Annotated in this window: 25 protein-coding genes; 23 read left to right on the top strand and 2 right to left on the bottom strand. The window is 36.1% G+C overall.

The annotated features are described in order from the left end of the window. Positions 1 to 316: 316 nt before the first annotated feature. The 9 genes from CAO17_RS06990 to CAO17_RS06950 all read left to right on the top strand — a co-directional run bounded on the left by CAO17_RS06990 (position 317) and on the right by CAO17_RS06950 (position 8445). Entirely contained in the window at positions 317 to 1780 is a 1464-nt protein-coding gene (locus tag CAO17_RS06990) for an amidohydrolase family protein (protein WP_085992125.1), read from the top strand. Then, the gene (locus CAO17_RS06985; RefSeq protein ID WP_085992124.1) at positions 1777 to 2376 is read left to right on the top strand and encodes an ECF transporter S component; all 600 of its coding nucleotides are present in this window, start codon (positions 1777 to 1779) and stop codon (positions 2374 to 2376) included. Before CAO17_RS06990 ends, CAO17_RS06985 begins: the two co-directional genes overlap by 4 nt. Positions 2377 to 2423: 47 nt before the next feature. Then, on the top strand, positions 2424 to 3173 hold the full coding sequence (locus CAO17_RS06980; RefSeq protein WP_085992123.1) for an energy-coupling factor transporter transmembrane component T family protein: 750 nt from the start codon (positions 2424 to 2426) through the stop codon (positions 3171 to 3173). Continuing rightward, a complete protein-coding gene (locus tag CAO17_RS06975) occupies positions 3170 to 4033 on the top strand; it encodes an energy-coupling factor ABC transporter ATP-binding protein (RefSeq protein ID WP_085992122.1) in 864 nt (287 codons plus the stop codon). The genes CAO17_RS06980 and CAO17_RS06975 overlap by 4 nt, the downstream gene beginning before the upstream one ends. Further along, positions 4030 to 4899, top strand: coding sequence for an energy-coupling factor ABC transporter ATP-binding protein (locus CAO17_RS06970; RefSeq protein ID WP_085992121.1), 870 nt, complete (start codon positions 4030 to 4032; stop codon positions 4897 to 4899). The genes CAO17_RS06975 and CAO17_RS06970 overlap by 4 nt, the downstream gene beginning before the upstream one ends. Before the next feature lie 14 nt (positions 4900 to 4913). Continuing rightward, positions 4914 to 5567: an aspartate/glutamate racemase family protein gene (locus tag CAO17_RS06965; RefSeq protein WP_085992120.1), complete on the top strand. Its 654-nt coding sequence runs from the start codon at positions 4914 to 4916 to the stop codon at positions 5565 to 5567. Between the two features lie 101 nt (positions 5568 to 5668). Continuing rightward, positions 5669 to 6589 carry an NAD(P)-dependent oxidoreductase gene (locus CAO17_RS06960; RefSeq protein ID WP_085992119.1) on the top strand — a complete coding sequence of 307 codons (921 nt, stop codon included), beginning with the start codon at positions 5669 to 5671 and terminating at the stop codon, positions 6587 to 6589. 12 nt (positions 6590 to 6601) lie between these two features. After that, the gene (otnK, locus tag CAO17_RS06955) at positions 6602 to 7828 is read left to right on the top strand and encodes a 3-oxo-tetronate kinase (protein ID WP_085992118.1); all 1227 of its coding nucleotides are present in this window, start codon (positions 6602 to 6604) and stop codon (positions 7826 to 7828) included. 32 nt (positions 7829 to 7860) lie between these two features. Further along, entirely contained in the window at positions 7861 to 8445 is a 585-nt protein-coding gene (locus CAO17_RS06950) for a class II aldolase/adducin family protein (protein ID WP_085992117.1), read from the top strand. A 174-nt stretch (positions 8446 to 8619) separates the two neighbouring features. Here CAO17_RS06950 and lexA read toward each other — a convergent pair whose 3' ends face one another. After that, complete coding sequence (lexA, locus tag CAO17_RS06945; protein ID WP_085992116.1) at positions 8620 to 9243, bottom strand: transcriptional repressor LexA; 624 nt, start codon at positions 9241 to 9243, stop codon at positions 8620 to 8622. A gap of 277 nt (positions 9244 to 9520) precedes the next feature. Between lexA and CAO17_RS06940 the strand changes: the two genes are divergently transcribed. From CAO17_RS06940 to CAO17_RS06905, 8 genes are all read left to right on the top strand, one after another. Next, entirely contained in the window at positions 9521 to 10159 is a 639-nt protein-coding gene (locus tag CAO17_RS06940; RefSeq protein ID WP_085992115.1) for a YneB family resolvase-like protein, read from the top strand. 348 nt (positions 10160 to 10507) lie between these two features. Further along, entirely contained in the window at positions 10508 to 10741 is a 234-nt protein-coding gene (locus CAO17_RS06935) for a DUF896 domain-containing protein (protein ID WP_085992114.1), read from the top strand. A gap of 126 nt (positions 10742 to 10867) precedes the next feature. Further along, the gene (gene tkt / locus CAO17_RS06930) at positions 10868 to 12865 is read left to right on the top strand and encodes a transketolase (RefSeq protein WP_085992113.1); all 1998 of its coding nucleotides are present in this window, start codon (positions 10868 to 10870) and stop codon (positions 12863 to 12865) included. A gap of 188 nt (positions 12866 to 13053) precedes the next feature. Beyond that, a complete protein-coding gene (gene sirA, locus CAO17_RS06925) occupies positions 13054 to 13512 on the top strand; it encodes a sporulation inhibitor of replication protein SirA (protein WP_085992112.1) in 459 nt (152 codons plus the stop codon). 165 nt (positions 13513 to 13677) lie between these two features. Continuing rightward, positions 13678 to 13914, top strand: coding sequence for a YneF family protein (locus tag CAO17_RS06920; RefSeq protein WP_085992111.1), 237 nt, complete (start codon positions 13678 to 13680; stop codon positions 13912 to 13914). A 489-nt stretch (positions 13915 to 14403) separates the two neighbouring features. Continuing rightward, entirely contained in the window at positions 14404 to 15108 is a 705-nt protein-coding gene (locus tag CAO17_RS06915) for a cytochrome c biogenesis CcdA family protein (protein ID WP_085992110.1), read from the top strand. 62 nt (positions 15109 to 15170) lie between these two features. Continuing rightward, complete coding sequence (locus CAO17_RS06910; RefSeq protein ID WP_085992109.1) at positions 15171 to 15596, top strand: Na(+)/H(+) antiporter subunit B; 426 nt, start codon at positions 15171 to 15173, stop codon at positions 15594 to 15596. A 193-nt stretch (positions 15597 to 15789) separates the two neighbouring features. Then, the gene (locus tag CAO17_RS06905) at positions 15790 to 16257 is read left to right on the top strand and encodes a CcdC family protein (protein ID WP_085992108.1); all 468 of its coding nucleotides are present in this window, start codon (positions 15790 to 15792) and stop codon (positions 16255 to 16257) included. A gap of 75 nt (positions 16258 to 16332) precedes the next feature. On the opposite strand, the gene CAO17_RS06900 is transcribed toward CAO17_RS06905, so the two are convergent. After that, on the bottom strand, positions 16333 to 16806 hold the full coding sequence (locus CAO17_RS06900) for a DUF2621 family protein (protein ID WP_085992107.1): 474 nt from the start codon (positions 16804 to 16806) through the stop codon (positions 16333 to 16335). 300 nt (positions 16807 to 17106) lie between these two features. Between CAO17_RS06900 and CAO17_RS06895 the strand changes: the two genes are divergently transcribed. The 6 genes from CAO17_RS06895 (at position 17107) to CAO17_RS06870 (ending at position 23355) form a co-directional block, all read left to right on the top strand. Then, positions 17107 to 18249, top strand: a complete 1143-nt coding sequence (locus CAO17_RS06895) for an ATP-binding protein (protein ID WP_245831782.1) — start codon at positions 17107 to 17109, stop codon at positions 18247 to 18249. A 641-nt stretch (positions 18250 to 18890) separates the two neighbouring features. Beyond that, entirely contained in the window at positions 18891 to 21605 is a 2715-nt protein-coding gene (gene acnA, locus CAO17_RS06890; protein ID WP_085992106.1) for an aconitate hydratase AcnA, read from the top strand. A 398-nt stretch (positions 21606 to 22003) separates the two neighbouring features. Then, positions 22004 to 22138 carry an FbpB family small basic protein gene (locus CAO17_RS06885; RefSeq protein WP_245831780.1) on the top strand — a complete coding sequence of 45 codons (135 nt, stop codon included), beginning with the start codon at positions 22004 to 22006 and terminating at the stop codon, positions 22136 to 22138. Positions 22139 to 22259: 121 nt separating this feature from the next. Further along, positions 22260 to 22508, top strand: coding sequence for a small acid-soluble spore protein Tlp (gene tlp / locus CAO17_RS06880; protein ID WP_085992104.1), 249 nt, complete (start codon positions 22260 to 22262; stop codon positions 22506 to 22508). A gap of 116 nt (positions 22509 to 22624) precedes the next feature. Then, positions 22625 to 23047: an acyl-CoA thioesterase gene (locus CAO17_RS06875; protein WP_085992103.1), complete on the top strand. Its 423-nt coding sequence runs from the start codon at positions 22625 to 22627 to the stop codon at positions 23045 to 23047. Between the two features lie 2 nt (positions 23048 to 23049). Then, entirely contained in the window at positions 23050 to 23355 is a 306-nt protein-coding gene (locus CAO17_RS06870) for a hypothetical protein (protein ID WP_085992102.1), read from the top strand. The last annotated feature ends 56 nt before the right edge of the window (positions 23356 to 23411 follow it).

The raw sequence follows: 23411 nt of genomic DNA, 5'->3' as shown, positions 1-23411 counted from the left end.
ACATGTTTCCACTATTAAGCTGATTGATGGAGGGAGGCCAGTCGACTCCTTGAAAAAGAAAAACACTTTTTCTCACGAAGGTGTAACGCTGACGAAGCCTTCCTTGTCCTGTGGTAATAGCACGTGTCTGAAGACTCCGAAGTGCGGTCTTCCGCTACGGAGCCTGAAGCCGCGCCCGCGGAAAGCGACTGCCTGGAGAGGAAATCAACATGAGCACCATACCAATATCTTTTACAAGTAAGTGAACATACTATCTATTCCGCGACACAAACAACAGTATCTAAAAAAATAGCCTTATAGAAAAAGGGGGGGAGTTATGTCAATTCTAATTAAAAATGCCACCATCATCACGATGGATGATAATTTAGGCACGATCCAAGGGAGTGTGTTGGTGGAAGATGGAATTATTATGGAAGTTATTCCACATTCACCAGAAAGTGAACCACCGATTCGTGCCAAGGAAACAATTGATGGATCGGAAATGGTTATCATGCCTGGAATGACAAATGCACATTATCATTCCTATTCCAATCTATTAAAAGGGACTACCAGCCATTTACCATTAGAAATATGGTCGCTGTATACAACGGCATACGGACATTCTCTAGATGATGACGATATTTACCATGCCGTGCTTTTAGGTTCAATAGACATGATCAGAAGTGGTGTTACTAGTTGCATTGATCATTTTCCACATATCAAACGATCAGAAGCCGCTCTAAAAGCATATGAAACTTCTTCTATTAGAGTCGGGTTTGCTCCCATGATGCACGATGTACCGGATCATCACTTCCTCCCCGTAGAATTACCAGGAGATTTAAAGACACAATTAGATTATAATACTCCGATTTCAGTCCAGGAAATGAAAGCGTTTTATGAGTCTCTTTTTACGAAATGGCATCAAAGGAATAATAAAATCAACATCTTAGTAGGACCAAATGCACCACAAAGATGTTCCAAGGAAATGCTTGCGTTATGTAAGCAATTAAGCGATCAGGAAGGGGCATTGATTCATACCCATCTTTTGGAAACAAGAATCCAAAAGAAAATAGGTGATTCGACGTTTCCTGGTGGGATCATAGGTAGATTACAAGAACAGCAGTTGATTTCGAGAAGATTGTCCGCGGCCCATGCTATTTGGCTGGAAGAACATGAAGTGAAAGATCTTGCAAAGCATGACGTTTCTCTTATTCATAATCCGGTAAGTAATATGATGCTTGGAAGTGGGAAAGCGGCAATTTCATCCTATATACAAGCAGGAATGAATGTAGCTTTGGGAACGGATGCCTCTAATTGCGGGACTGCTCATAACCTGTTTGAAGCAATGAGAACAGCAGTCATGCATAGCCGACAAGAACATTCCGATTTCCGAGAATGGCTAGAGCCAATCGATGTTTTTAAAATGGCTACAGTTGGTGGTGCTTACTTGTTAGGTGAAGAGAAGCAGCGTGGGAAAATTAAACAAGGTTTCGAAGCGGATATCGTATGTTTAACCAAACAATCCTCTTCCTTGGCTGTAAAAGCAGACACCATCTCTCAACTAGTATATTACGAGAATGGAAGTTCCGTTGATTCGGTAATGGTCAAGGGTGAATGGGTTCTTAAGGATCGAAAAATAGTCACTTTTGATGAAGAGGCCATCTTAAAAGCTGTTCAAGATAAATATGAGTCTATCCTTGAAAAAAGTCAATTGAGTCTACAGTTGGCAAAGGAATATGAACCTTACTTTACCAACATGTATGATCAGATTCATCTTCATTTAGAGGAGGGAAAGATATGAAAGGTATAAAAAAGGATTTTACACTTATGGCAATTTTGCTTATTCCTGTTGGTGTTGCAGTAAACGTAGTTGCTGGTGAATTGGTCCATTTGTTGAAGATACCTATCTTCTTAAATCAAATTGGTACGATGATTGTCGCTATGTTAGCTGGTCCATGGGTTGGAGCGGCAACAGGAGGTCTCTCTAAATTGATTTTTGGGGTATTTGACCCTGCACAGTTAGCGTTTGCACCGGTTTCTATGGCTTCAGGGATTGTAGTAGGTCTTCTAGCTAAGAGGGGCATGACAACAAAGATTTGGAAGGTCGCGATTACTGGTTTTATTGTAGCAATTGTTGCGATACTAATTGCTACACCGACAACCGTTATTGTATTTGGAGGAGCATCCGGAACTGGATCAGACGCTTTCACAGGCTTTCTATTAGCTTCAGGGCAGGAAATATGGACAGCCGTTGTAACACAAAAACTATTTGTTGAAAGCTTTGACAAAATACTTTCTATGTTTATTGCTTACTTTGTTGTTCGAAAAATGTCCGATCAATACCTTTCTAAACAAAATTATGGCTCTTTATATATTAACAACAAAAAAGCAGGTTAATAGAATTCAACTTACCTTGAGTCCAATAATGAAAGGGAGGTAAACAAGTGGAAAATCTTAGATCCTATATTCTAAACCTATATCCAACGACGAAACTTTATTGCACCTTGTTTTTGTGCATCCTATCGTTTCTATTACCAGGATTTCTATATGCATATATGATCCCGATTGTTTGCTTGATCATTGCTATGTTAGTTGGTAAGTCAAAATTATTCTTAAACTTCGTCCTTAAGGGATTTCTTCCTATAGTTATAATGATTTTTCTTTTACAATCATTCTTCTATCCGGGAGAAACCGTACTGTGGTCATGGGGTTCATTCTCCATTAAACAAGAAGGGATTACTTTCAGTTTACAATTAACCTCCAAAATTGTGGCGATAGGATCAGCACTAATTTTATTTTTCCAGATTACTAAAATAACGGATTTGGCTCGTTCGTTAGAAATAGCGGGAATCTCTCCTAAAGCTACGTATACGCTAATCGCAGCATTTAACATTATTCCTGAGATGAGACAGGATATGATAAGAATAATGGATGCACAAAGATCCCGTGGCGTGGAAACGGATGGGAAGCTAAGCGTACGTATGAAAGCCTTTATACCAGCATTAACTCCTTTGATTTTATCATCCTTTTCCAGTACTGAGGAGAAAGCAATTACCCTAGAATCAAGAGCTTTTACAGCCCGGACTAAAAAGACAAGTCTACATCAATTGGAAAAGACAAAGAATGATAGCCTTATTAAAGGCGTAGTAATTATTCTATTCGTATCCATCTTGATCTGGAGGTTTTTCCTATGAGTGAAGTAAAGATAAGAAATCTATCATACAAGTACCCTACTGGGAATGATGAGGTTTTGCGAGATATTAACCTTGATATCGAGAAAGGTAAGCTATATGCCTTAGTTGGTGTCAATGGTGGAGGTAAGACCACACTTTGTAATGTTATTAGAGGATTTATCCCTCACTTTTATAAGGGTGATCTTCATGGTGATGTGCTGATAGATGGAATTGATATTCGTAATTGGGATACAAGTGAAATTTCACAAAAAGTGGGATTTGTCTTCCAAAATCCTTTTACTCAAATCAGTGGGGTAAAAGAAACGGTTTTTGATGAGATTGCTTTTGGACTCGAGAATTTAGGGATTGAGGTCAGTGTGATAGAAAAGCGAGTTCAAGACATTATTAAGTTGTTAGGGATTGAGTATTTACAAGACAAAAATCCGAATCAGCTCTCTGGTGGTCAAAAGCAAAGAGTGGCTTTAGCATCAATCATTGTTATGGAGCCAGATATACTCGTTATTGATGAACCAACATCACAATTAGATCCACAGGGTACAGAGGAAATATTTAAAGCCATAGATATTATGAAACAAAAAGGCAAAACCATTATATTAGTAGAGCATAAAATAGAGTTAATTGCCGAATATGCAGACTATATTGTTGTCCTTCAGGATGGACAAATTAAGAAACAAGGAAAAGCAGAGGAATTGCTAGCTAATGAGGATACACAAAACTATGGTGTGGAGTTAACACAGTATACCCAATTAAATTTACAAATGCGAAAACACAATATGAAGACGGATAAAATTCCAGTTACAGAAGATGAGTCTATTAAAGTTATGAAGCAATGGCTGGCATTAAAAGGGGTGAAAACATGAGTTTTTTAACGTTAAACGATGTTACTTTTTCTTATCCAAATGGTTTTACAGCTGTTGAAAATGTCAACATGTCCTTCGAAAAGGGAGAATCGGTAGCCATCATTGGGCAAAATGGAGCAGGAAAAACAACGACAGTGAAAATGATGAATGGATTATTGAGGCCAACAAAAGGGGATGTCATCATCGAAGGTTTAAATACCAAAGACTATACAACGGCTCAAATATCTAGAAAAGTAGGCTATGTCTTTCAAAATCCTGATGATCAAATTTTTCATGAGACAGTAAAAAGCGAAATCATGTTTGGTCCGAAAAATCTTGGGTTTTCAGAAGAGAAGATGAATGAAAACGTGAAAAAGGCCGCAGAATTAACGGGGCTCGAGTCATTTTTAGATATACACCCGTACAATTTGCCTTATTCCATGAAAAAAATGGTTTCCATTGCTTCAGTAATCGCGATGGATACAGGGACAATTATTTTGGATGAGCCAACAGCTGGTCAGGACTCTATAGCCATTAAAAAATTAGGTTCCATTATTAACGCATTGGTAAAAGAAGGCAAAACCATCATAACCATCACACATGATATGGAATTTGTGGTTACGAATTTTGAGCGTGTCATCGTGATGGCAAATAAAAAAGTAGTTTCAGATGAAAATAAGCGGGGAATTTTCTGGAATTTAGACATTTTAGAGGAAGCGATGTTAAAACAACCACACATCAGCCGTTTGAGTAATACATTGAATTTTAATGGAAAGATATTAGATATTGATGAGATGATTGAAAGTCTAAAAAAACAACAAGCTAAAAAAGGCCAAAGGAAAAATGATAATAATGAGTCCTATAAACAGGTTAGCGAAATACTCTAAAAAGGAGAATCGTGATGAAAATAGGTATTATTCATGCAACGTGTAATGCTGTAGCGCCTTTAAATGCAGCATTCAAAAATCTAGCTCCAGAGGCAACAGTCTTAAATTTTGTTGATGAGAATATTCAGTATTATACCAATCAAATAAAAGGTATTGACGATAAAGTCCATCAAGATTTTGTCCATATTGCCATTAAAGCACAGGACGCAGGTGTTGATGCGATTATTGTCGCATGTACGGTGCTAACACCTATCGTAGAATCTGTAAAGCCATTTATATCCGTACCGATCATGGCGGTTGATCGTCCGATGTTAGAAAAGGTAGTTAATAATTATACTAAAATCGGCGTTGTTGCAACCAATGCACCATCAGGACCATTAACCAAATCTCAGTTAGAAGCTATTGCTGGGGAATTTGAGAAAGAAGTGGAAATAGATACAGAAATTACGACAGAGGCGATGACTGAATTGAAAGCAGGTAATACGGTAGAACATCATCGCCTTAATTATCTTGCTGCAGCGGAATTGAAAAAAAGAGGGTGCGAAGTAATCATTCTTGCACAGATAACACAGGCAGCTGCGGAAGAGGAGGTCCGTACCTTAGGACTACCCGTTTTGACTAGTCCTAAAGAAGCGGTGAAGGCAATCACTAGTGTGGTAGTAAGCTAAAATAAATAAGGTTGATAACAAGGAGCATCCAAGAGTTAAGATACTATTTTTGCGTATTTCTAACTCTTGAAACCATTCAAAAACGAAAAGGAGAGATTTTTATGAAAGTAAGTTTTATCGGTTTAGGCGTAATGGGAACAGGGATGGCATTAAATCTTGCAAAAGGGGAACAAGAAGGAGAATTTCGATATCTTGTATGTGATGCCAATCCAGAAGCACTGAAGCAGTTTGAGGAAAAAGGGATTCAAACAACTACGAATATTATAGATACAGTAGATAGTGATTATATCTTCCTTTGTTTACCAAACTTAGAGATTGTAAAAGAAGTTATTTTAGGAGAGAACGGACTTTTAAAGAATCTGGAACCAGGTCAAACGATTGTTGACTTTAGTACTATCAGTTATATTGGGGCAACAGAAATCGCAGAAACCTGTAAATCCAAAGGAATTGAATTTTTGGATTGTCCTATATCCGGTCAACAGAAGAAAAGCATGGCTGGAACCCTTAGTATCATGTGTGGTGGAAATGAGGAAGTATTCAATACAATAAAACCTATGCTAGATAGAATGGGTGAACAGGTACTTTATATGGGTGAGAACGGATCTGGACAGCTTACAAAGATGATTAATAACTGTGCGTTAAATATTTGTGTTGCAAGCTTTAGTGAGTTAATGCCTGTTGGTGTTAAACTTGGTTTAGATCCCGAAAAGCTTGGGGACGTATTAATGACCGCTACTGGGTCAAGTTTTGCATCAAAAACATTGGTTCCAAAGGTTTTAGAAGGGAATTTCGAACATGGATTTTCACTTGAGAGAGCATATAAGGATATGGAGAGTATGGCAGAAGTATTAGTAAAATATGAAATTCCTCTACCTACATTAAGCGGAACTATGCAAACCTATCAACTAGCATTACATGCCGGTCAAGGAGATTATTACAAACATGCCATGATTCGTTTCTATGAAGATTTGCTAGGTGTCAAAGTTCGTAAAAACGACGTGGAAGAATTAGTTGAAAAATAAGGGGTGAATCTAATGCGCTTTGGTTGCATTGCAGATGATTTTACCGGTGGCAGTGACCTTGCTTCCTTTTTTGTAAAAGGTGGACTAAGTACCATTTTATATAATGGCGTTCCAGATTCGGATGAAATTCCCCAAGCAGAGGTATGTGTCATTGCCTTAAAAACCCGTACTCAAGATACAAAGGAAGCGGTTAAAGATTCCTTAGAGGCGATAAGCTGGTTAAAAGAGAAGGGTGCACAACAGTTTTATGTGAAATACTGTTCTACTTTTGATTCAACACCTGAAGGTAATATTGGGCCGATTTGTGATGCGGTAATGGAAGAGCTAGATGTTCCATATACGATTCTTTGTCCTGCGCTTCCGGTAAATGGGCGTACCGTAAAGGACGGTTGTTTATATGTAAATGGCGTTCCATTACATGAGAGTCCTATGAAGGATCATCCACTTACACCGATGTGGGATTGTGATTTAGTACGATTAATGAATGTGCAAAGTAAGTTTCCTAGTGTGAAACTATCAGACTCCCTTTCCAAGGATAAAGTGGATGAATTAGAAACATCAAATGATAAGGATTACAAATTTTATATCGTACCAGACTATGAGAAAGAGGAAGATGCGGAAAAACTGGTAGAGGTATTTGGAAATCTAAAACTTATTACTGGTGGCAGTGGTTTAGCATATCCATTGGCCAAAATGTATAAAGAAAATATAGCAGCACATCCATTTGACCGTTCTGATTCACCAGCATTAATATTAGCTGGAAGTTGCAGCGAAATGACGCGAAACCAGATTACTGAATATCAAAAATCTGGAGGAAAAACCTATTTTATGAATCCAATGAAATTGCTAACTGGAGAGGAGTCGGTAGAGAGAATATGGAATGTCATTTCTCAAAATAAGGAAGAATCCGTCTTAGTATATAGCAGTGACACCCCTGAAAATGTGAAACGAATCCAGGAACAAGGGAAAGAAGAAGTTGCGGAAAAATTAGAAAAGGCAACCGCAGATTTAGCCGAACTTGCGGTAGAATCAGGGTTTCATCGGATTATTGTTGCGGGTGGAGAAACGAGTGGAGCTGTAACAAAAAGGCTCGGATATACGGGATACCATATTGGAAAGAGCATCGCACCTGGAGTGCCAATCATGATACCTACACTGGATCATCGAATTCGAATGGTATTGAAAAGTGGTAACTTTGGAAAACCTGATTTTTTCACTCGTGCCTTATCCTTCATATAATAGATAATAGAATAATAGAGAGTGTGGTAAGTATGGATAAAACATTAGATAAAAAGCTGGATAATGCGATTTGGGTTGCCCATAGTCTTTTTCAACGTGGGAAAGCTAGTGGAAGTGTTGCTAACTTAAGCTTTGTACATGAAGATAAAATGTATATTACGGCTTCTGGTACCTGCTTTGGAACACTGAAAGCTGATGAGTTTGCTGTGATGGACATGGATGGAAATCCATATAATGAAAAAAAGCCAAGTAAAGAATGGCCATTACATTTATCCGTATTTCAAGCTAAACCTAGTACAGGAGCAGTTCTTCATGTACATAGTACGTATAGTGTGCTTTGGAGTTGTTTGCCTGATTTAAATGAATCAGATTGTATCCCGGATCACACTCCATATCTAAAAATGAAATTGGGAACAGTTGGCTTAATTCCTTATGAAAAACCGGGAAGTCAAGAATTGTTTAACGAATTTGAAAAACGAGTAAAGGAAAATGATGGCTGGCTTTTGAGTCATCATGGTCCGGTTGTACCAGGAAACGATATCATGGAAGCGTTTTTTGCATTAGAAGAATTGGAAGAAAGTGCACATATTGCATGGGAGTTGCAGAAAATAACTTAACTTCCAGTATTATTTTTAAAAGCCAATGTCCTAGAAATATACGTAGATTAGTAAATAGGTCAATGCAAACATGTTTACATTGAGAAAAAAGCAGCAAGATCCATTTCTTTAGGTCTTGCTGCTTTTTTTATATTCTATCCATACTCCACTATTTCTATGAAAATAGCATATTAATTAATGAATATTCCGATACAATCCAATAACCTTTCCTAATATCGTTACATTCTGATAAATTAAAGGCTCCATCGTAGAGTTCTCAGGCTGCAAGCGAATATGATCTTTCTCTTTAAAGAAACGTTTTACTGTTGCTTCGTTTTCCTCTGTCATGGCTACGACAATTTCCCCATTAAGGGCTGTGTTTTGCTGTTTAACAATAACCATGTCTCCATCTAGAATACCAGCCTCTATCATACTTTCTCCGTCAATGACTAATACAAATAAATTATCATCCGGACTAGCAGTGGAGCTAGGTAATGGGATGAATTCTTCGATATTTTCAACCGCTGTAATCGGCAGTCCTGCGGTTACTTTTCCGATAACAGGGGCATAACGAGCTTCCTCTTTTGGAATATTATTGTTTTCGTCTGAATCTAGTACTTCAATCGCCCTTGGTTTGGTAGGGTCCCTTCTTATGTATCCTTTACTTTCTAATCTTTCAAGATGACCATGAACAGTGGAGCTAGAAGCTAATCCCACTGCAACCGCAATTTCCCTTACGGATGGGGGATATCCCTTTTGATTTACTTCGTCTTTTATAAAATCAAGAATCATTTGTTGCCTATTTGAAAGTTTTGTCATCTACTACACACCTCACGCATACGATTAATTAATGCTAGTTTACCATTTTCTACAAGTAGACGCAAACATTCGTTCGAAAAACGGTTGACAAGACCATATGTTCGTGTTTATACTAAAATAAATGAATCGAACAGGGGTTCTGTTTTTATTAAAAGGGGGACTTTATATGTTTGGAAATATTACGAAAACGGACTTATTTTATATTGTTTCTTTTGGATTAACATTGGTGTTATTATATGTATCTATGATACTTAGTGCATGATAAGGAGTAGAAGAAATGAAAGCCATTATATATTGTCGAGTGAGTACAGATAAATCCACACAGGAAACGTCTTTATCTCGGCAAAAAGAGGAATTGGTTAAACTAGCAGCTAGACATGATATAACAGTGGTTGATTGCATAGAAGAACAAGAGAGTGGATATGAGATTGATCGTGATGGCATCTTTCAATTATTACATTATTTTGCAGAGGGTGAAGCAGATTGTCTGCTTATCCAGGATGAAACAAGACTGGGACGGGGAAATACAAAGATAGCCTTGTTTCATCAGTTACATAAATTAGATATACCTATATATACATCTGTAAATGATGGGGAGCTAGAACTTTCAGAATCCGATTCGATGGTATTACAAATAGTTGGAATCGTTGAAGAATACCAACGTAAAATACATAATGCAAAAATTAAACGAGGCATGAAACGAGCCATTAAAAATGGATATAATCCTAGTAAAAATCTATCCAACCAACATAAAGCTAACGGTAGAGAGCGTGTTGATTTTCCGATAGAAGAAGTTGTTCGGTTAAGACAAAATAAATTAACCTTCGAAGAGATTACTAAAACATTAAATGGAATGGGATACGATGTTTCCAAAGCAACGGTACATCGGAGGTATCAGGAAATACGTGAGACTTGAATATCTGTGAGTGGAATAGTAATATTTAGGCAGGAACAGTGATCGTTGTTCTTGCTTTTTTTGTGTTTTGATTGTTTTTTCTTTTTAGTGTTGTAATAGGTGCGTTGATTTCTACTATAGCATACCCTTTGTTCCTTCGTTTCAGTGGGGGATGAAAGGCCGACAAAAATGCGACGTCTTGTCACTTTATTTTCAAGAAGTAAACTGCCCACAACAAGAATTAACAATCAATATAGAACATTTATTTCCGTAGCGGTATTATGTACGATTGAAATTTCCGTTTCATGCACAAAATACATTTTATGTGCACAATACGACTATTATTTTCAAAATAGAAAGGAATATAGAATGCTTTCCAAAGAGAAACTAAACCGTATCAATGAGCTAGCAAGAAAGTCCAAAAGTGAAGGGCTATCAGATAAAGAAAAGAAAGAGCAAAAAAAACTAAGAGAAGAATATTTGAAAAATGTTCGAAGCTCTTTTAAAAATCATATGAAAACGATGACTGTCATTGACCCTAGGGGGAATGATGTGACACCGAAGAAAGTTCGTGATATGCAAGACCGAAATAAAAAACATTGAGTATTTATCTGAAAATAAAGAAAGATTAATTAGTTGGGGAAACAAACAAATAATACTTGTGACTTCGGCCATTTCCGTATAGAATAGGGAAGGGTACATAAACCACAAGTGGAAGGAGCAATCATTATGTCAAATATTGAAAACTTATCCATCAATACAATTCGTACATTATCTATCGATGCAATTGAAAAAGCTAATTCAGGGCACCCTGGTTTACCTATGGGGGCAGCACCTATGGCTTATACATTATGGACAGATTTTATGAATCATAATCCTAAGCATTCAAAATGGTTTAACCGTGACCGTTTCGTTCTATCTGCAGGCCATGGTTCTATGCTTCTATATAGCTTACTTCATTTATCTGGTTATAATGTAACAATGGATGATATTAAGGAATTCCGTCAATGGGGATCTAAAACTCCGGGACACCCAGAAGTACATCATACAGATGGTGTCGAAGCAACTACTGGGCCATTAGGACAAGGTATTGCTATGTCTGTTGGTATGGCAATGGCTGAAGCTCATTTAGCTGCTAAATTTAATAAAGATGATATTTCTGTTGTAGATCATTATACGTATGCTCTAGTTAGTGATGGAGATTTAATGGAAGGTATTTCTCATGAAGCTGCATCATTAGCAGGACATTTAAAATTAGGTAAATTAATCGCGCTTTATGATTCTAATGACATTTCACTAGATGGTGACTTGCATAAATCATTCTCTGATAACACAGAAGAACGCTTTAAAGCATATGGCTGGCAAGTACTTCGTGTAGAGGATGGAAATAATGTTGATGAAATTAGAAATGCAATTAAAGCTGCACAAGAAAACACAGACCAGCCAACACTAATTGAAATCCGTACGGTTATTGGCTATGGTTCTCCAAATAAATCAGCTTCTGCAGCGTCTCATGGTGCTCCACTTGGAGGCGATGAAGTAGTACTAACAAAAGAATTTTACGAATGGTCTCATGATGATTTCCATGTACCAGAAGAAGTTTATGCTGATTTCAACGAGAAAATTGTGAAAAACGGTCAAGAAAAAGAAGCTGCATGGAATGATTTATTCAGCACATATAAAGAAAAATACCCAGAGCTAGCTAAAGAATTAGAGCAAGCTATGAACGATGAATTACCAGAAGGTTGGACAAGTGATCTACCTGTATATGAGCCAGGTTCATCTCTAGCGACTCGTGCATCATCTGGTGAAGTTTTAAATGCTATATCGAAATCTGTTCCAAACTTCTTTGGTGGTAGTGCGGACCTAGCAGGTTCAAACAAAACAACAATGAAAGAAGAGGAAGATTTCTCTCGCGAAAACTACGCCGGTAAAAACATCTGGTTTGGTGTACGTGAACATGCCATGGGTGCAGCATTAAATGGTATGGCATTACATGGTGGATTAAAAGTATTCGGTGGAACATTCTTTGTTTTCAGTGACTACTTAAGACCTTCTATCCGTCTAGCATCTATCATGAATATGCCTGTGACCTATGTATTCACACATGACTCCATTGCAGTTGGGGAAGACGGTCCAACACACGAACCGATCGAACAATTAGCTTCATTACGAGCAATGCCAGGACTATCTGTTGTTCGCCCAGCTGATGGAAATGAAACACAAGCAGCTTGGAGATTAGCAATCGAATCTCAAGATACACCAACAGCTCTTGTGTTAACAAGACAAAATCTACCTACATTAGAAGGTACAAAAGAAAATGCATATGAAGGTGTGAAGAAAGGTGCTTATGTTGTAAGTAAAGCAGATAAAGAAACACCTGACGCACTTCTTCTTGCAACTGGTTCAGAGGTTTCGCTTGCAGTTGATGCTCAAAAAGCTCTTAAAGAAAAAGGTATCGACGCTAGTGTTGTAAGCATGCCTTCATGGGATCGCTTCAACAAACAAGATGAAGCATACAAAAATGAAGTTATTCCACCACAAGTGAAGAACCGTGTTGCCATTGAAATGGGCACTTCTTTAGGATGGCATAAATATACGGGAGACAATGGAATGGTGATGGCAATTGACACATTTGGTGCTTCTGCCAATGGTGACAAAGTTATTGCGGAATACGGATTCACCGTTGAAAATGTAGTTAAAAATGTAGAATCCCTAGTTAAATAAGGTCATTATTTTAAAAAGGAAGGTGGCTTTCCTGAGTGGAGGCCACCTTTTTTCACAGCAAATTCTAGTCATTTTTACTTATTTTTTCTCTTTTATCCCTAATCGACAAAACTAGTGATAGTTTACATCTAGAAATGACATTATTTTTAGATAGGATACGTATAATAGAATAAAAGGGAGGAATTTCTATGTATATGTATTCTATTTATTGGATAAGAGAAGAAATTGCTAACCATTATTTTCATAAAAGTGATATCCTTTATCGCTTTTTTAAAGAATATGAGAACACTCCAAGACGAAGTGATCTCAAGAATCAATATAACTTTATTACACATTTTTTTCACATTGACAGTTTAATGACTCATATAAAAAATCATTTGAAAAAACATATGAAAGTACATACAAATGGCACTTATATGGAAATATATAGTGGAAAGCAGTATATTTCTTTACATATAAGTGAAAAACAGATAAAATTTCGTTGTGAATCTTTGCAAGATGCTGAGGAATTATTATTTCCAATCTTACGTTTATATCAACCGTATATGTTTGTCGTGGGTGATTCCTATCGTAATTTTGGATGGATTTCACCTGTGAAAATGCCAAGGGATGAACAGAAGAACCAAGTATTGTATTCTTGTCAATGATTTACTATACTGTATAAGTGTGTGTTCAAAAGGTGGATAAAAATAAGACATAGTAGTAATCGGTTGTCTTAGTAGAGGCGTCTATACTACCAACATTGTAATGTCATTTTATCGGACTTTTTTGAACGACCTTTATAAGAGACAACACGAAGGAGGAAACTTGAAATGGCTACAATTTGGGTCGTACTAATTGCTATAGCAGCGTTAATAGCAGGTGTTGCTCTTGGTTTTTTCCTTGCACGGAAATACATGATGGATTACTTGAAAAAGAATCCTCCGATTAATGAGCAAATGCTACGTACTATGATGATGCAAATGGGGCAAAAACCATCACAGAAGAAAATTAATCAAATGATGCGTGCTATGAACAATCAAATGGATACGAATACGAAAAAGAAATAGAACGCTAATTTGAGGGGTTTTCCTAATCTTTCCTTGTAAAAAAGGTTAATTTTACATAAACCACTTTTTCTACCAGAAAAAGTGGTTTTTTGCGTTGTTGTTTGGTTGAATAAGAGGAATGAATAGTTTGGGAAGGTTTACGAAAAAACGATGAAAAAGCATTACATATTTTGATCTATTGTAAGGCAAAAGATTTGATAAATAATACTGAAAATGTTGGAGTAGTCATAAAAGAATGATTTTACCTAACGTATACATCGATGCAAACAGTGTTAGAAAGACAAATTTCGTTAGTAATTAGAAGAGGCTACATTGACTTTTAAAGGATAGGTAGAACCTTAAGGTTATGGCGATTATTCTAATAAACATTGATTAGATTAATTTGGCTTATCTAATGCCTAAATACTTCCTAATCTTTCCGTATTTTGTCATAATCATGCTAATTAAATTTGGTAATTTTTGATACAATAGAAAGAGAGGAGGTTTCGTATGTCTGAAATAAATATATTCCTTGCTTTTGGTGCAGGTTTTTTATCTTTTGTTTCACCATGTGTATTACCTTTATTTCCGGTGTTTTTATCTTATATTACGGGAATGAGTGTAAGTGAGATTAAAGATGAGAATACAAAGTTAAATAAAAAAGCAATCATTCATACACTATGTTTTTTACTAGGTTTCTCCAGTATCTTTATCATGATTGGATTTACAACAACGTTTATATCCGATTTCTTACTAACCTATCAAGATTTAATTAGACAAATCGGTGCAATCCTTATTATTTTCTTTGGTCTAGTGATTGTTGGGGTATTAAATTTCAAATTTTTAATGAAGGATCGAAAAATTACATTTAAAAACCGTCCAGCAGGTTTCTTCGGGTCCTTTATTATTGGAATGGCATTTTCCTTGGGGTGGACGCCTTGTACAGGACCGATTTTAGCTATTGTCCTTTCCTTAGCTGCAACAAACCCTAACGTTGGATTAATCATGATGATTAGTTATATTCTTGGATTTTCTATTCCATTTCTCGTACTTGCTACATTCATTGGTAAGTTTAATTGGTTTAAAAAGCATAGTCAGCGATTAATAAAAATTGGTGGATACATCATGATATTTACTGGTATCGCTTTATTCTTTGATTGGATGACGAAACTAACCGCGTTTCTAGCAGGATTCTTTGGTTTCTCAGGCTTTTAAAGCGTTTTTACACGTGGTATACTAAAATAGAGTGAAATTATCAACTATAAGGAGTAAGTCAAATGGCAGGAACAAACAATCTTATATTACGTACAGCAACATCCCTCATTTCCTTTCTATTACTAGGATTTGGCGTTTATGCATTCTTTGCTGGGCATAATTCACCTGGTGGAGGATTTATTGGGGGACTAATGACATCTGGAGCTATATTATTATTGTATATGTCCTACGGTATGAAAACAGTAAACCAAATGCTGCCGATAAATTTTAAAACAATGATTCCAGTTGGTTTGTTAACAGCTGTATTAACTAGTGCTGGGTCATTTTTATTTGATGTTCCATTCTTGTCTCACACTTTTGGATATTTCTATTTACCAATCTTTGGGGAAGTTGAACTAGCAACGGCTATGCTATTTGATTTAGGTGTTTACCTAACTGTAGTGGGTGTAGTTATGACAATTATTTTAACGATTACAGATGATCAATAATGGTTGATTATATGTGGATACATACCGTTATTTTCTAATCCATTACATAGTTTCGTAATGAATTCATGTTAATGGTTAGTCGTATCTATACCATATTATCCTTATAGGAAAGTCCACCTCATACAAATCTGTTTGGTGGACTTTCTTCAATTTATTAACAGAAAACAATAGGGCAATGAAAGAGTGATCTGTGATGTTATGGTTAATTCTAAGTACTGTAGGATTTGCATTTATGGCTATTCTTGCAATTATTGTTCGGTTAAAAGCTGCGAAAAAACCTGCTTCCGTTAAAAAAATTATTATACCACCAATAGCGATGAGTACAGGTGCACTTATGTTTGTCTTTCCTGTGTTTCGAATTGAATGGATGCAAGTTTGGGAAGCTTTAGTAGTAGGTATCATTTGTTCTATTTTTCTAATTAAGACTTCTAAATTTGAAGTGAAAGGTTCCGATATATTTCTAGTACCTTCCAAGGCATTTCCTATCATTCTACTTAGTTTATTAGCTTTTAGATTGGTAGTTAAATTAATTATCGGAAGTTACATATCCTTAGGGGAAACGTCTGGAATGTTCTTTATATTAGCGTTCGGCATGATTGGAACTTGGAGAATTTGTATGCTTTATCAATATTTGCAATTGAGAAAGACAATGGCCTCCTAATTAAAAACTCCTATTCTATATTTTACAAAATCGTAAAATTTGAATAGGAGTTTTATTTATAGACCAAATTTTATTTCATCCTTTATTGGCTTCTTTATATTTACGTTGCCAATTCGTTTTGTATCCCTCTTTAGATAGAGCAAACAAATGCTCATATGGTGTAACGTCAATTTGTTTTTCCTTCAATTTTTTCCGTAGAAATTTATGGTCTCGTTTCGGAGTTGCTAATATATATCCTTCGATGACTACATCCTGATTAATAGATTTTATCTCTTTTTTTAAAGCAACTTCACCAATTTTACTTGCAATACTTTGCTTGGCTACATCTCGAAAAAGCTCTGGAACAGGAGAAACCAATTCTTCTAATAAATCCTTTTCCTTATCATTCCACATATGTTTTGTTTCTTCAATGTAATGAATTTCCCAATCCATAACGGATTTTCCATCCTCTTTTGGAAGCTGTTTGAGGAATTTACGGAACATAAAAAATCCACCTATGGATAGTAAACTGATAAGAAGAAAGCCCCATAAAACTAAAATTATTTCCATTTATTCCACCTTATCTTTTTAATTTTTTTAAAAACCACCTATTACTTAATAAACAAGGGAAAATTCCCTGTCATTAATAATTATAACCTCTCGTTTGACGTAAATTTACACAAATACGTGTAAATTCGAAAAATATTTATTTTATTTTTAGTATGATTTATAGTATTATTACTTAGTAATAGGAATTATTTACAAATTTAATTATAATATGGTTAAAAAAGACAAACAAGTTTCATATTCGATATTAATTTATCATATAGTATATTGAACATTAAATAAAACAGAAAAGGGGAGGTTGTAATGAGTTTTGAAAATGTAAAATCAGACAACAAGGTTGATTCAAGTCAAACCGTTCCCGGCCGTTCTGTGGACGAGGGATATTTTTCAAATTACTCAATGCTACCCTTACCTATTCTTGATTGGATTGAAAATAATCAAAATGAGGTAATCGAAGTTTGTGATGAAAAAGGAAAAATAATCTTTGTATCGAATTCTGCAGAAAGATTAATAGGTTATACGAGATCCGAATTAGTTGGGACGTTCTGGTATGATAGATTTACCCTGGAAGAACGAAACTATATCGAGAAAAATCATGAGGATACGTATAACAAAAATCAACGCTTTACCGTTGATCTCATTCATAAAAGTGGAGAGCGAATGACAACAGATATTGTGACGAATAAAGTATTTGATGAATACACACAAAAAAGCTATTATGTCATTACTTTGAGAGATATTTCGGATCGTAAAGAAACAGAGGAACTACTTGTTAGGTCTGAAAAAATGTCTGTTGCAGGTCAGCTGGCTGCGGGTATCGCTCATGAAATACGCAATCCCTTAACATCCATTAAAGGTTTTCTTCAATTATTACAAGCTGGTGTGGATCGAAAAGAAGAGTATTATAAAATCATGATTGAAGAAATAGAGAAAATGGAAAAAATTACTTCAGAATTACTATTTGTTTCCAAACCACTTACAGATTTTAAACGGTTAGAATCAATTAAAGAAATGATAGACGATACAGTGAGTCTACTTCACTCTCAGGCGAAATTAAAAAATATTGGGCTGATTATTCAAGAGCCTATTACAGCTAACATCCATTGTGATAAATCGCAAATTAAGCAAGTGTTAATTAACATGGTTAAAAATGCAATCGAAGCCATGGATAAACCGGGAGAAATAACCATACGTGTTTTATCCAATACCTCAAGTATAGAAATACATATTATGGACGAAGGTCCGGGAATACCAGAAGATATCTTACATAAATTAGGCGAACCCTTCTTCACAACTAAGAAAAATGGAACTGGTTTAGGTATTATGATTTCAAAGCAAATCTTAGAAGAACATCACGGTAGATTAGAAATTATACAAAAAGAAAATAATCAAGGGAGTATATTTAAGCTGATTTTCCCAAAACCAGACAGTGAAAAACATCTATAAAATTGTAGATGTTTTTTTCTTTTGGATTTATCGCAGGTTATTGGGCGGTAATACCCTCACCTCAAAAATGAAGGAAAAACGAATCCATTTAAGTGGGGAGGGCCTTGTGTTATACTCTTGTGGTATAAACGGCCCCTAAAAGCCCGATTCGTTCCCGACTACAGGACGTAGGTCTAGAGGAGAGCGTTGCAGCGGACGTTACGACTTTAGTCTTTGTTTAGTTGGGGATGAAAGAACCTCGCATTGATTAAAGATAGCTAAAAGGAACTATCTGCCATGATGGAGATTAAAATCTTGATAATATGACTAAAGTATCCTCTGTTTTAACGTTTATTTTCAACAATACCTTTCTAGGAAACAGGCTTTCCAACCACTATTCATTCGACAAATTTCGCGATATGAAAGGCTTCAGTAATTATTATGAATCAAAAGCCTTTCAAACCGATATCTTTTACTTATCACTTTGAATAAGTATTTAATATAAAAGGACATGCCAAAATTATTTGTCAAATGACTATTTATCCGATAATATATAAGTGTAGGTTTTCTATTTTAATATTTTTATAGTTTCAGAGTATTTTGCATGAGAACTATTTTTGTCGAATATTGAACGATAAAAGTAGAATGAAAGGGGCAGTAATATGGGGAAAGATACTTTTAAAGCAAAAAAGCAATTTGATCTAAATGGAAAAAAGTATAATTATTATGATTTAAAAGTACTAGAAGAAGCTGGTTTAGGCGATGTTGATCGTTTACCATTCTCTATCCGTGTGCTATTAGAATCCGTTTTACGTCAACATGATGGTCACCAAATAAAAGATGAACATGTAAAAGGGCTTGTAAAATGGGGAACAAATGACCAAGGTTCGGATGTACCATTTAAACCTTCTCGTGTTGTTTTACAGGACTTCACAGGTGTTCCAGCTGTAGTTGACCTTGCTTCTTTACGTAAAGCAATGGTTGATCTAGGTGGAAAACCAGAAGAAATAAATCCAGAGGTTCCAGTTGACCTTGTTATTGACCACTCTGTACAAGTTGACCAATATGGTACAGCAAATGCACTAAGAGCAAATATGGATTTAGAGTTTAAACGTAATGCGGAGCGTTATGAGTTTCTAAATTGGGCTCAAAAAGCATTTGATAATTACCGTGCTGTTCCACCAGCAACAGGTATTGTTCACCAAGTAAACCTTGAGTACCTTGCTAATGTTGTTCATGGTATTGAAAATGAAAATGGGGAATATGATGCATTTCCGGATACTTTAGTAGGTACAGACTCTCATACAACCATGATTAACGGTCTTGGTGTACTTGGCTGGGGTGTTGGTGGTATTGAAGCAGAAGCTGGAATGCTTGGCCAACCATCATTTGTCCCTACACCAGAAGTAATTGGTGTTAAATTCATTGGTAGCTTTCCAAACGGAACAACTGCTACTGACTTAGCGTTAAAAGTAACGCAAGTGTTACGTGAGCAAAATGTTGTTGGTAAATTTGTTGAATATTTCGGTCCTGGTCTAGCAGATATGCCACTTGCAGATCGTGCAACGATTTCCAACATGGCGCCTGAATATGGTGCAACTTGTGGTTTCTTCCCAGTTGATGCGGAATCATTAAATTATTTACGTTTAACTGGAAGAAGCGAAGAACAAATTGAATTAGTTGAAAAATATTGTAAGGCAAACAATTTATGGTATTCTGCAGATCAAGCAGATCCAGAATATACAAAAGTGGTTGAAATCAATCTTTCTGAATTAGAACCAAACCTATCTGGTCCGAAACGTCCTCAAGATTTGATTCCATTATCAAAAATGCAGGATGAGTTCAATAAAGCAGTAACTGCTCCAGCAGGTAACCAAGGATTTGGTTTTGATAAATCAGAATTTGATAAAGAAGTTACAATCCAAAATCCAGATGGAACTTCTTCTGTTATGAAAACGGGTGCACTTGCTATTGCAGCGATTACATCTTGTACAAATACATCGAACCCTTACGTTATGTTAGGTGCAGGTTTAGTCGCTAAAAAAGCAGTAGAAAAAGGACTAAAAGTACCTGGATATGTTAAAACATCTCTAGCACCAGGTTCTAAAGTTGTTACTCGTTACCTTGAGGATGCTGGATTACAAAATTATCTAGATCAATTAGGCTTTAACTTAGTTGGTTATGGATGTACAACATGTATCGGTAACTCTGGTCCATTACGTGATGATATCGAAAAAGCAATTGCAGATAATGATCTGTTAGCATCATCCGTACTTTCTGGTAACCGTAACTTTGAGGGTCGTATCCATCCATTAGTAAAAGCGAACTACTTAGCTTCACCACCACTTGTAGTTGCTTATGCACTTGCGGGTACAGTAGATATCAACCTTACGAAAGAACCTATCGGTAAGGATGCAGACGGAAACGATGTTTACATGAATGATATCTGGCCAACTATGCAAGAAGTAAAAGATGAAGTAGAAAAAGTGGTTACACCAGAAATCTTCCGTAAAGAATATGAAGATGTATTTGATTCCAACGAAAAATGGAATGCTATTGATACAACGGATGAACCATTATATTCTTGGAATGATGATTCTACGTATATTCAAAATCCTCCGTTCTTTGAGGGACTATCGAAAGAACCAGGAACCGTTCAATCCTTAAACGGCTTACGTGCGGTAGGTAAATTTGGAGATTCTGTAACAACGGATCATATTTCACCAGCTGGTGCTATTGCAAAAGATATGCCAGCAGGTAAGTATCTACAGGATAAAGGAGTTTCTCCAAGAAACTTTAACTCTTACGGTTCTAGACGTGGTAACCATGAAGTTATGATGCGTGGTACATTTGCGAATATCCGTATTAAGAACCAATTAGCACCAGGAACAGAGGGTGGATATACAACATACTGGCCAACAGATGAGGTCATGCCTATTTATGATGCAGCTATGAAATACCAAGAAGATGGAACAGGCCTTGCTGTTTTAGCTGGTAAAGACTATGGAATGGGCTCTTCTCGTGACTGGGCTGCTAAAGGTACGAACCTATTAGGAATTAAAGTTGTAATCGCAGAAAGCTTCGAGCGTATCCACCGTTCAAACCTTGTAATGATGGGTGTACTACCATTACAATTTGAAAAAGGACAAAACGCAGATAAACTTGGATTAACTGGTAAGGAAACATTCAGTGTTGACATCGACGAAAATGTGAAACCACATGATCTTGTGAAAGTAACAGCTGTTGATGAAGAAACTGGAAAAGAAACAACCTTCCAAGCTATTGCACGTTTTGATAGTGATGTTGAAGTTGATTACTACCGTCATGGTGGTATCCTTCAAATGGTACTTCGTGATAAAGTAGCAATTGAAGCGTAATCTAAGATCTTAAGCCCATGTACAATTCGTACATGGGCTTTTTTGATAGACAAGAGTATGTGAGTTTTATTAAAAAGTATTCGCATATCGGGTTTCATTAATTATTGAGCAGTATATCCACCATCAACCGTAATCGTAGTTCCTGTAACATTCTCATTTTCAATAAACATTTTTGGAACACTGATTGATTCACCTTTACAATCAATGAAATGAAATCCACCTGACTTTACACTGGAACCTTAGCAGGAGAAGAAGTCCGTTTTTCAAATCTAAAGGGAAGAAAGCTGATATTACGGTACAAAGGATGGATGAGCTGGAATAATTAATAAAATAGTTATAAAATTTGGAAGAAATGGCGATACTTCATGTAAAAGATAAAGGGGTGAATCGCTATTTCTTTGAAAAAAAAGCTCACTTTTGAAGAACTCGTTAAAGAGAACCGTAGAGAAATTTTGGAGGATAGTGTACTCTTAGACGAAATTGATGAAAAATTAGAAAAGAAGGCACGTCAATCTTTAAAAGAAGCAAAATAAGAATATTTTTTATCAATGTCATAAGTATTATCCCTTTCTCAATGAAAGGGAATTTTTTTGTATAGGTTCATCTATTTAAGAAACAATAAAAATAGTTTTTTATAGAAAGGAGCATATAAAAATGACACATAAAAATCAGCAACAGAATCAGCAACCAAAACCAGATGATCGCAGTGATAATGTAGAAAAGCTGCAAAACATGGTGGAAGACACAATTCAAAATATGGAAAAAGCGGAGGAAACGATGCAACACGCAGATGGTCAGGATAAGCAAGATATTATGGCCAAAAACCAACGTCGTGAGGAAGCAATTCAAGGATTCCGCGAAGAAATCAAAGATGAAGCACAGAATCAAAAGAATATGGAATAACCACAAAACCCTCAAATCAACTAGATTTGAGGGTTTTCATATACTAGTGATATTAAACAATGTAGAAAAATTTCATGGTATGATAAAATAGTAGCGATGAATCAGGAGGAATGATGTTGAGTACTATACGAACTCCAATTGAGGTAAGATATCAAGAAACAGATCAAATGGGTGTTGTTTATCATGCCAATTATTTAGTCTGGTTTGAAATTGGAAGAACCAAATTCATTGAAAGCCTTGGATTAAATTACGCTGAAATGGAAAAGGAAAATGTTGTGTCCCCTGTACTAGATGCAAACATATCCTTTAAAAAACCAATTCGATATGGTGAAAAAGCATATGTTGAAACGTGGCTAGAACAGTATGATGGACTCCGAACCGTTTATGGTTACTATATTAAAAATGAAACTGATGATATCGCGGTGATTGGCACTACAAAGCATGTCATTGTTAAGAGAGACACATTTCGACCACTATCATTAAGAAAATCTTTTCCTGAGTGGCATGAAAAGTATTTACAGCATATTGAAGGAGAATGATGATGGCTTTTGGATTAAAAAGAGATGAACTAAAAGCATGGAAACGTAAAGTTAAAAATGGAGAAGTAGCTATCATCACGCACTATTGGATGGACGACCGGTTTCCAGACAGCTATACCGTTACAAAAGTAGGATGTAGCGATATCGCGAGATTAATTGAATGGGGAAAGCAATATGGCTTAAAACAGGAATGGATACATAATGATGAACAATATCCTCATTTCGATTTATTTGGTGAACACCAACAAATGGTACTTAAAGAAGAAAAACATTTTGATCAGCTTGAACGATTTAATTTAGGCTTTTAATGGTTTAATTCCTAGGCGCTGTTGCGAATATTCAGCAGTTAACGCACCGCATTGTC

The sequence above is a fragment of the Oceanobacillus senegalensis genome, assembly GCF_900176885.1.
Lineage (GTDB): Bacteria > Bacillota > Bacilli > Bacillales > Amphibacillaceae > Oceanobacillus > Oceanobacillus senegalensis.
This window is presented reverse-complemented; position numbering and strand designations above follow the sequence as displayed.

Excerpts from the sequence above, each read along its gene's own strand:
- CAO17_RS06915 (WP_085992110.1), top strand. The coding sequence starts at position 14,404 with ATGTCTGAAATAAATATATTCCTTGCTTTTGGTGCAGGTTTTTTATCT.
- CAO17_RS06940 (WP_085992115.1), top strand. The coding sequence starts at position 9,521 with ATGAAAGCCATTATATATTGTCGAGTGAGTACAGATAAATCCACACAG.
- CAO17_RS06870 (WP_085992102.1), top strand. The coding sequence starts at position 23,050 with ATGGCTTTTGGATTAAAAAGAGATGAACTAAAAGCATGGAAACGTAAA.
- CAO17_RS06950 (WP_085992117.1), top strand. The coding sequence starts at position 7,861 with ATGGATAAAACATTAGATAAAAAGCTGGATAATGCGATTTGGGTTGCC.
- acnA (WP_085992106.1), top strand. The coding sequence starts at position 18,891 with ATGGGGAAAGATACTTTTAAAGCAAAAAAGCAATTTGATCTAAATGGA.
- CAO17_RS06985 (WP_085992124.1), top strand. The coding sequence starts at position 1,777 with ATGAAAGGTATAAAAAAGGATTTTACACTTATGGCAATTTTGCTTATT.
- tkt (WP_085992113.1), top strand. The coding sequence starts at position 10,868 with ATGTCAAATATTGAAAACTTATCCATCAATACAATTCGTACATTATCT.
- CAO17_RS06920 (WP_085992111.1), top strand. The coding sequence starts at position 13,678 with ATGGCTACAATTTGGGTCGTACTAATTGCTATAGCAGCGTTAATAGCA.
- CAO17_RS06975 (WP_085992122.1), top strand. The coding sequence starts at position 3,170 with ATGAGTGAAGTAAAGATAAGAAATCTATCATACAAGTACCCTACTGGG.
- CAO17_RS06990 (WP_085992125.1), top strand. The coding sequence starts at position 317 with ATGTCAATTCTAATTAAAAATGCCACCATCATCACGATGGATGATAAT.
- CAO17_RS06970 (WP_085992121.1), top strand. The coding sequence starts at position 4,030 with ATGAGTTTTTTAACGTTAAACGATGTTACTTTTTCTTATCCAAATGGT.
- CAO17_RS06905 (WP_085992108.1), top strand. The coding sequence starts at position 15,790 with ATGTTATGGTTAATTCTAAGTACTGTAGGATTTGCATTTATGGCTATT.
- CAO17_RS06935 (WP_085992114.1), top strand. The coding sequence starts at position 10,508 with ATGCTTTCCAAAGAGAAACTAAACCGTATCAATGAGCTAGCAAGAAAG.
- CAO17_RS06960 (WP_085992119.1), top strand. The coding sequence starts at position 5,669 with ATGAAAGTAAGTTTTATCGGTTTAGGCGTAATGGGAACAGGGATGGCA.
- CAO17_RS06910 (WP_085992109.1), top strand. The coding sequence starts at position 15,171 with ATGGCAGGAACAAACAATCTTATATTACGTACAGCAACATCCCTCATT.
- lexA (WP_085992116.1), bottom strand. The coding sequence starts at position 9,243 with ATGACAAAACTTTCAAATAGGCAACAAATGATTCTTGATTTTATAAAA.
- sirA (WP_085992112.1), top strand. The coding sequence starts at position 13,054 with ATGTATATGTATTCTATTTATTGGATAAGAGAAGAAATTGCTAACCAT.
- CAO17_RS06895 (WP_245831782.1), top strand. The coding sequence starts at position 17,107 with ATGAGTTTTGAAAATGTAAAATCAGACAACAAGGTTGATTCAAGTCAA.
- CAO17_RS06900 (WP_085992107.1), bottom strand. The coding sequence starts at position 16,806 with ATGGAAATAATTTTAGTTTTATGGGGCTTTCTTCTTATCAGTTTACTA.
- tlp (WP_085992104.1), top strand. The coding sequence starts at position 22,260 with ATGACACATAAAAATCAGCAACAGAATCAGCAACCAAAACCAGATGAT.
- otnK (WP_085992118.1), top strand. The coding sequence starts at position 6,602 with ATGCGCTTTGGTTGCATTGCAGATGATTTTACCGGTGGCAGTGACCTT.
- CAO17_RS06965 (WP_085992120.1), top strand. The coding sequence starts at position 4,914 with ATGAAAATAGGTATTATTCATGCAACGTGTAATGCTGTAGCGCCTTTA.